The organism is Bradyrhizobium sp. (assembly GCF_016462955.1).
Taxonomy (GTDB): Bacteria; Pseudomonadota; Alphaproteobacteria; order Rhizobiales; family Xanthobacteraceae; genus Bradyrhizobium.
In genome coordinates, this window is record NZ_JAEMSD010000323.1 from 905 (window position 1) to 8,157 (window position 7,253).

Consider the following 7,253-nt stretch of genomic DNA (forward strand, 5'->3'; position numbering starts at 1 on the left):
GCCGAACAGATACGCCTTCGAGCGCGTCATCTTGAACAGGCGCTGCGGCTTGAACGCAGCCTTGGCGCCGAAGATATCGGTGTCGGGCTTGAAGCGCACTCGCGTGCCGCGGCGGTTGTTGACCTTGCCGAGGTCCTCGAGCTTGCCCTTGGGATGGCCGCGCTCGAAAATCATGCGATGCAGCTTCTGGCCGCGCGCGACCTCGACCTCGAGACGCGAGGAGAGGGCGTTCACCACGGAGATGCCGACGCCGTGCAGGCCACCTGAAGTCTCGTAGACCTTGCTGTCGAACTTGCCGCCCGAATGCAGCGTGCACATGATGACTTCGAGCGCCGATTTCTTCGGGAATTTCGGGTGCGGATCGATCGGGATGCCGCGGCCGTTGTCGGTCACGGTCAGGAACCCGTCCGCGCTCAGCTCGACGCCGATGAAGGTTGCGTGCCCGGCCAATGCCTCGTCCATCGAATTGTCGATGACCTCGGCGAACAGATGATGCAGCGCCTTCTCGTCGGTGCCGCCGATATACATGCCGGGGCGTCGCCGCACCGGCTCCAGGCCTTCGAGCACTTCGATGTCGGCGGCCGTATAGTCGGCTTCCCCGCCGCTGCCACGCGGCGCCGTCTTGGCGGCGGTCGCGCGGGACTTTTGCTCGTCGGCACCGAACAGATCGGCTTTGGCTTTGGTTTTCAACTGCTTGGACATAAATCTTGATGCGTTCTGTAGGCCGCCTCAGCGGCGAATCGGTCGGGGCGACTATGCCACTTCTGGCTTGGAAAGGTTATCGTGGGGGCCGGCGAGCGGCTGGGTTGGGAGACAAAGCCGGCGGTTTTACGCCGCAGGCGCGCCAATTCCCGGCAATTTGACGTCCCAGCCCACAATGGGCCGAGCTTTGTGACTTGATGTCACACAAGCCCTTGGCTTACCAGTCCTTTTCATCGAGCAGCACCTTGAGACAGGGCGGGAAGGCTAATCTGGTATGGAGCAGTTTGCGCACGCCCTCGTCGAATTCGTGCGCGCTCATCAGGCTTGGGCCGCGCCGATCGTGTTCCTGCTCGCTTTTGGGGAGTCGCTTGCCTTCATCTCGATCCTGGTTCCGGCCTGGGGCGCGCTGGTGGCGATCGGTGCGCTGATAGGGGCCAGCGGAATCAACTTCTTCCCGGTCTGGATCGCGGGCGCACTGGGTGCGGCGCTGGGCGATTGGGTCTCCTATTGGTTCGGCTTCCGCTACAAGGAGCGGGTCGCCCAGATGTGGCCGCTCTCGCGCTATCCGGAACTCCTGCCCCGGGGCGAGGCTTTCGTGCGCAGCTGGGGCATCCCGAGCATCTTCATCGGACGCTTTTTCGGTCCCTTGCGTGCCTCGGTGCCGCTCGCGGCCGGCATCTTCGAGATGCCCTATTGGACCTTCCAGGCCGCAAATTTCGTCTCGGCCCTGATCTGGTCGGCCGTGCTCCTGCTGTTCGGCGACGTGCTCGGCAAGATCATGGAGTGGATCTGGCGGGTGATCTGACCGCCAAACCTTGACGGGAACCGGATCTGGCCGTATAGCCGCGCGCCATGATCAACGCCGCGACCATTCTGTTCGCCCGTCGCCGCCGCCGCAGTCTTGCGGTTTGGGCGGTCGATCGCGTTTGAGATCATCGTCTTTGCCGCTGGATCCGATCCGCGGCATTCTCTCTCCTGTCAGCGCGATCTGATCCGGCGGCTCCCTTAGGAGGCCCAGCAGGAGACCACCATGTACACGCCACCCTTTTTCAAGCAGGACCGCGCCGCGAGCCTGAAATTCGCCGAGGTGCGCGGCTTCGGCACCGTCTGCGCCTTCGACGGCCACAAGCCGGTCGCATCCCCGCTGCCGTTCTATCTGACCTATGCCGCTGACGGCACCCCGCAGGCTCTCTTTCATCTCGCCCGTCACAATCCGCTGCTAAAGCTTGCCGGAGGCGATGCGTCCTGGCTGCTCGCGGTGAACGGTCCCGATGCCTATGTATCGCCCGACTGGTACGTCTCGCCGGACCAGGTGCCGACCTGGCTCTACCAGTCCGTGCATCTGAGCGGGCCGGTGCGGCTGATGTCGGAGGACGAACTCTCGGTGCAGATCGACACGCTCAGCGACAAGTTCGAGAGCTGGCTGCTGCCGAAGAAGCCGTGGACATCGGCAAAGATGACGGCGGGTCGGCTCGAAGCCCTGAAGAAAGGGATCGTGGGTCTCTCGATGACGGTCGAGGAGATCGAGGGCAGCTTCAAGCTGAACCAGCACAAATCCGACGCCGACTACGCGGCGATCGCCGATGCGCTGGGCGGCGGCGATGCCGCCGCCAGGCAAATCTCGCAACTGATGCGGCAGGCAAAGCCGCAAGTCTTCGCAGACGACACGAACATGCTCGAAGGGAGCGCGCCATGAGCCTTTCTGAAACCGGTCTCGCTGACACCACCAAAGCGCCGACCATCGCTGCGGCGAAGAAGCCCGCGACCGTCTTCGTCGACGGCGGCTCCGGCACCACCGGGCTCGGCATCAACGAGCGGCTGAAGCTCCAGAACGACGTCCTGGTGAAGACGATCGCCGATGAGAAGCGAAAGGATCCCGCGGCGAAGAAGGCGCTGATGGAGGAGGTGGATCTCGTCATCCTCTGCCTGCCCGACGATGCCGCCAAGGAGACCGTTGCCCTCGTCGATGGCATGGGGGCTCGAGCCCCGAAGGTGCTGGACGCCTCGACCGCCTACCGCGTCGCGCCGGACTGGGCCTACGGCTTTCCCGAGCTGACGCCGGACCAGGCCGGCAAGATCAAGGCGGCGAAGAAGGTCTCCAATCCCGGCTGCTATCCGACCGGCGCGATCGCGCTGCTGCGGCCGATCGTCGATGCCGGCCTGCTGCCGCAGGATTATCCCGTCACCGTCAACGCCGTGAGCGGCTATTCCGGCGGCGGCAAGTCGATGATCGCAAGCTTCGAAGAGGGCAGCGCGCCGTCCTTCGAGCTCGACGGCCTCGGCTTCGAGCACAAGCATCTGCCGGAGATGCAGCTCTATTCGAACCTGACGCGGCGGCCGATTTTCATTCCCTCGGTCGGCAACTACCGCCAGGGCATGCTGGTCTCGGTGCCGCTCCAACTCGACACGCTGCCTGGCAAGCCCGGCGGCGCCGACCTCCAGGCAGCGCTCGCAAAGCGCTACGCCAGCTCGAAATACGTCAAGGTCATGCCGCTCCAGAACGAGGCGAGCAAGGGCGGCCGGATCGAGCCGGAGGCGCTCAACGAGACCAACATGCTGGAGCTCTACGTCTTCGCCAGCGACAAATATCACCAGGCGGTGCTGGTCGCCCGGCTCGATAATCTCGGCAAGGGGGCCTCGGGCGCAGCCGTCCAGAACATGCGGCTGATGCTGGGCCTGCCGGAGGAGTAGGGCAGTCTCGTGCCCCGGACGCAGCGCAGCACCTCTTCGGTGATGCGCTGCAGAGCCGGGGGCCATTCTTCCTGCTCAATTACGACTTGCTGGGTCCCGGCTCGCGCTTCGCGCGTCCGGGACACGAGATTACAGCACCCTGAAGATCGCCAGGGCCAGCACCGCCTGCGCGAGGAAGCCGACGGTGAAGGCCAGCGTGCGGAACACGGGGATGCCGAGCGCATAGACGATCAGATGCGCGACGCGGGCCCAGAAATAGACGGCGCAGGCGAGCACGGTCCATTTGGTGGAATAGTCGATCGCGTTCAGGATGAGCACCAGCGGCGCGAACACGATCAGGTTTTCGACCGCATTGTCGTGCGCGAACATCAGCCGGTTCGCCCATTCCGATTGCGGCTTGTCGCCGCGCGAGGGATTGGCCATCGCGCCGGAGAGGCCGCGGATCTGGCAACGGTTGATGGTGTAGGGAATCCAGAGAATGCCGGTCAGGATCACCGTGCAGGTCAGCCAGAACAATTCGCGCGTCATAACCCGGTCCCTCTCAAGTCGATGTCGTGAGCTTATACAGAAGCGCGCTTGCGTCCGCTACGCGCGAACCCTGACGTAGCTGCCGGGCGCATCCTCGATCGGGGGCAAAGCTTCGCAGCCGATGCCGCGCGCCGGCACTTCCTCGGGATCGAGCGAACCCAGCCATTCCCGCCAGTCGGGCCACCACGAGCCTTTGTGCTCGACGGCCCCCTTCATCCACTGCGCGACGTCGACGTCCTTGATGTTGTCGTTGGTCCAGTACTGATACTTGTTGGAGGCCGGCGGGTTGACCACGCCGGCGATGTGGCCCGAGCCCGACAACACGTACTTCACCGGCCCGCCGAAGAACTGCGAGCCGTACAGCACCGATTCCGCCGGCGCGATGTGGTCCTCGCGGGTGGCGAGATTGTAGACGGGCACCTTGACCTTGGAGAGGTCGAGCAAGGTGTTGTCGAGCACCATCGTTCCCGTGGAGAGCCGGTTCTCCAGATAGCAGTTGCGCAGATAATAGGAATGATTGGCCTGCGTCATCCGCGTCGCGTCCGAGTTCCAGTGCAACAGGTCGAACGCGCTCGGCTGCTGGCCCTTCAGATAGTTGCTGACGACGTAGGACCAGATCAGGTCGTTGGAGCGCAGCATGTTGAAGGCCATCGCCATCTTCGAGCCTTCGAGCACGCCTGATGCCTTCATGTCCTGCTCGAGCGCCGCAATCTGCTCCTCGTCGACGAACACCAGGAGATCGCCGGCATGGGTGAAGTCGACCTGCGCCGCGAAGAAGGTCGCGGACGCCACGCGCTGGCGGCGCTTCTCGGCGAGCCAGGCCAAGGTGGTCGCGAGCATGGTGCCGCCGACGCAATAGCCGGCGGTGTGCACTTTCATCTCGCCGGTGACCTTCTCGATCACGTCCATCGCCGTGAGCGGGCCTTCCTTCATGTAGTCTTCCCAGCTTTTGCTGCCGAGCCGCTTGTCGGGATTGACCCATGAGATCACGAACACGGTGATGCCCTGGTCGACGCACCACTTGATGTAGGACTTCTCCGGCTTCAGATCGAGGATGTAGAACTTGTTGATCCAGGGCGGCACGATCAGGAGCGGGGTGCGCAGCACCTTCTCCGTGGTCGGCAAATACTGGATCAACTGCATCATCTCGTTCTGGTAGATCACCTTGCCGGGCGTCGTCGCCATGTTCACGCCGACGACGAGATTGTCCGGATTGGACTGGCGGATCTTCAGCATGCCCTTGCCGGCCGCGATGTCTTCGGCCAGCATCGAAAGGCCGCGCGCCAGGTTCTCGCCGCTGGATGCCACCGTCTCGCGCAGCACCTCCGGATTGGTCAGCACGAAGTTCGAGGGCGACAGTGCATTGGTGACCTGCTGGACGTAGAACTCGGCCTTGCGCCGCGTGCGCGGATCGAGCCCTTCGGCGTCGCGCACCAGATCCTGCGCCCATTTGGTGGTGAGCAAATAGAGCTGCATGACGAAGTCGAAGAACTGGTTCGACTTCCATTCGGGATCGGCAAAGCGCTTGTCGCGCGGCGATGGCGCGATGGCGGGGTCGGCGTTCTGCCCGGCCATGCGGCGCACCGCCGAGCCCCAGAGGTCGAGATAGTCCTTGGCGAGCTTGGTCTGCAGATCGGAGGAGCGGGACGTATCCGAGAGCCAGTATTCGGCGACCGACGTGAAGGTCTTGACGATCTCGGTCAGCTCAGGCGGCGGGCGATCCTGCACCTCGCCGCTCTCGCGCGGCTTGAGATAGGCCGCAAGCGCCTTGCCGCCGCTTTCCATCGCCCGCGCGACATTCATCGCGAAGGCTTCCGCATCGAACTTTGTCTCGGTTTTCGGCGTGTCGGTCGTGGCCATGCTCATGAGCAGAACAGTAACGATTCAATCCGTATTCGTCACCGCGAAGCTCGCATCTTTGACGTTAAACACGCTCGAAGATGTGCTGCACTGCGACAAGTTTTCCTGGGTTCCGTCATAATCAGGCCGCACCGGGCGGCTTGATGGCGCCGGGGCGTTATTCTCGCTCGCACCATTTGGGCAGCAATGGTTTGAGCTTGTGCGCGGTCTTGGGTAAGGTGGCCCGGGGCCGTGCTTTGGGACGAGTAGGGGATTTCCCAAGTGTTGGCGTTGTGGGACCTGCAAAAGAGACCGCTGACCTGCGGCGCGCTGTTGATGACAGCGCTTGTCATGAGCGGCTGTTCGAGTCAGTTCGCGGACATGACGCCTGCGGATGCGCAGACGCATGTCAGGGAGCCCGGCAGCTATCTCCCCGTGCACGATCTGCCCCCGGACCGCGATCAGGCGATCATCTCGCCTGAGCAGCGTGCCAAGATCGAGGCCGAACTTGCCGCGGCACGCGACCGCCAGGCGGCTGCCGGCAAGGACGCCAAATAGGCCCCACGAGCGTCGGGACCGGCAAGGTAATCGCTGGCGCCCTCGCTTTGCCGTGCTAAAAGACCTCGTTCAGCCAAAAGTCAGGGCGAACGACTTCAGTCCTCATCGTCGATGATTGCTCTAAGTGTTTGATTTTGAGTAATTTTCGCGACGGGCCTGGACGCCTTGTGGAATGGCCCTCGGGCCTGTCGATTCTGTCCTGACCGGTTGCCCGGAGCCCAGAGAGCCATGGAAGAATTTTACCGCATCCGCCGCCTTCCGCCCTACGTTTTCGAGCAGGTGAACAGGGCCAAGGCGGCTGCGCGGAACGCCGGCGCCGACATCATCGACCTCGGCATGGGCAATCCGGATCTGCCGGCGCCGCCCCATGTGCTGGAGAAGCTGAAGGAGACGCTCGGCAAGCCGCGCACCGACCGCTACTCGGCCTCGCGCGGCATCCCCGGGCTGCGCCGGGCCCAGGCCGCCTATTACGCCCGCCGCTTCGGCGTGAAGCTGAACCCGGACACCCAGGTGGTGGCGACGCTCGGCTCGAAGGAAGGTTTTGCCAACGTGGCGCAGGCGATCACCGCGCCCGGCGACGTCATCCTGTGTCCGAACCCGAGCTACCCGATTCACGCCTTCGGCTTCTTGATGGCGGGCGGCGTGATCCGCTCGGTGCCGTCGGAGCCGACGCCGCAATTCTTCGAGGCGGCGGAGCGGGCGATCGTGCATTCGATCCCCAAGCCGCTCGCGCTCGTCGTCTGCTATCCCTCGAACCCGACCGCCTATGTCGCGAGCCTCGACTTCTACAAGGACCTCGTCGCCTTCGCCAAGAAGCACGAGATCCTGATCCTGTCCGATCTCGCCTATGCCGAGGTCTATTTCGACGAGAGCAACCCGCCGCCCTCGGTGCTCCAGGTGCCGGGCGCGATGGACTGCACCGTCGAGTTCACCTC

General features: G+C 63.8%; 8 protein-coding genes. 5 read left to right on the forward strand and 3 right to left on the reverse strand.

What is annotated here, in order from left to right; genetic code table 11:
- Positions 1–702 (reverse strand): ATP-binding protein (locus JHD07_RS26640; protein ID WP_291627453.1); only part of this gene is annotated, 702 nt, incomplete at its 3' end.
- 274 nt (positions 703–976) lie between these two features.
- Between JHD07_RS26640 and JHD07_RS26645 the strand changes: the two genes are divergently transcribed.
- The 3 genes from JHD07_RS26645 to argC all read left to right on the forward strand — a co-directional run bounded on the left by JHD07_RS26645 (position 977) and on the right by argC (position 3,393).
- Positions 977–1,507 carry a DedA family protein gene (locus JHD07_RS26645; protein ID WP_291627455.1) on the forward strand — a complete coding sequence of 177 codons (531 nt, stop codon included), beginning with the start codon at positions 977–979 and terminating at the stop codon, positions 1,505–1,507.
- Positions 1,508–1,732: 225 nt separating this feature from the next.
- Complete coding sequence (locus tag JHD07_RS26650) at positions 1,733–2,398, forward strand: FMN-binding negative transcriptional regulator (RefSeq protein WP_291627457.1); 666 nt, start codon at positions 1,733–1,735, stop codon at positions 2,396–2,398.
- Complete coding sequence (gene argC, locus JHD07_RS26655; protein WP_291627459.1) at positions 2,395–3,393, forward strand: N-acetyl-gamma-glutamyl-phosphate reductase; 999 nt, start codon at positions 2,395–2,397, stop codon at positions 3,391–3,393. The genes JHD07_RS26650 and argC overlap by 4 nt, the downstream gene beginning before the upstream one ends.
- A gap of 129 nt (positions 3,394–3,522) precedes the next feature.
- Here the strand turns inward: argC and JHD07_RS26660 are convergent, their stop codons facing one another.
- Positions 3,523–3,921: an MAPEG family protein gene (locus tag JHD07_RS26660; protein ID WP_291627461.1), complete on the reverse strand. Its 399-nt coding sequence runs from the start codon at positions 3,919–3,921 to the stop codon at positions 3,523–3,525.
- A gap of 57 nt (positions 3,922–3,978) precedes the next feature.
- On the reverse strand, positions 3,979–5,787 hold the full coding sequence (gene phaC / locus JHD07_RS26665) for a class I poly(R)-hydroxyalkanoic acid synthase (RefSeq protein WP_291627463.1): 1,809 nt from the start codon (positions 5,785–5,787) through the stop codon (positions 3,979–3,981).
- 309 nt (positions 5,788–6,096) lie between these two features.
- Between phaC and JHD07_RS26670 the strand changes: the two genes are divergently transcribed.
- Positions 6,097–6,318, forward strand: a complete 222-nt coding sequence (locus tag JHD07_RS26670) for a hypothetical protein (protein ID WP_366865249.1) — start codon at positions 6,097–6,099, stop codon at positions 6,316–6,318.
- A gap of 228 nt (positions 6,319–6,546) precedes the next feature.
- Positions 6,547–7,253 (forward strand): aminotransferase class I/II-fold pyridoxal phosphate-dependent enzyme (locus JHD07_RS26675; protein ID WP_291627467.1); only part of this gene is annotated, 707 nt, incomplete at its 3' end.

Excerpts from the sequence above, each read along its gene's own strand:
- argC (WP_291627459.1), top strand. The coding sequence starts at position 2,395 with ATGAGCCTTTCTGAAACCGGTCTCGCTGACACCACCAAAGCGCCGACC.
- JHD07_RS26660 (WP_291627461.1), bottom strand. The coding sequence starts at position 3,921 with ATGACGCGCGAATTGTTCTGGCTGACCTGCACGGTGATCCTGACCGGC.
- JHD07_RS26670 (WP_366865249.1), top strand. The coding sequence starts at position 6,097 with ATGACAGCGCTTGTCATGAGCGGCTGTTCGAGTCAGTTCGCGGACATG.
- phaC (WP_291627463.1), bottom strand. The coding sequence starts at position 5,787 with ATGAGCATGGCCACGACCGACACGCCGAAAACCGAGACAAAGTTCGAT.
- JHD07_RS26650 (WP_291627457.1), top strand. The coding sequence starts at position 1,733 with ATGTACACGCCACCCTTTTTCAAGCAGGACCGCGCCGCGAGCCTGAAA.
- JHD07_RS26645 (WP_291627455.1), top strand. The coding sequence starts at position 977 with ATGGAGCAGTTTGCGCACGCCCTCGTCGAATTCGTGCGCGCTCATCAG.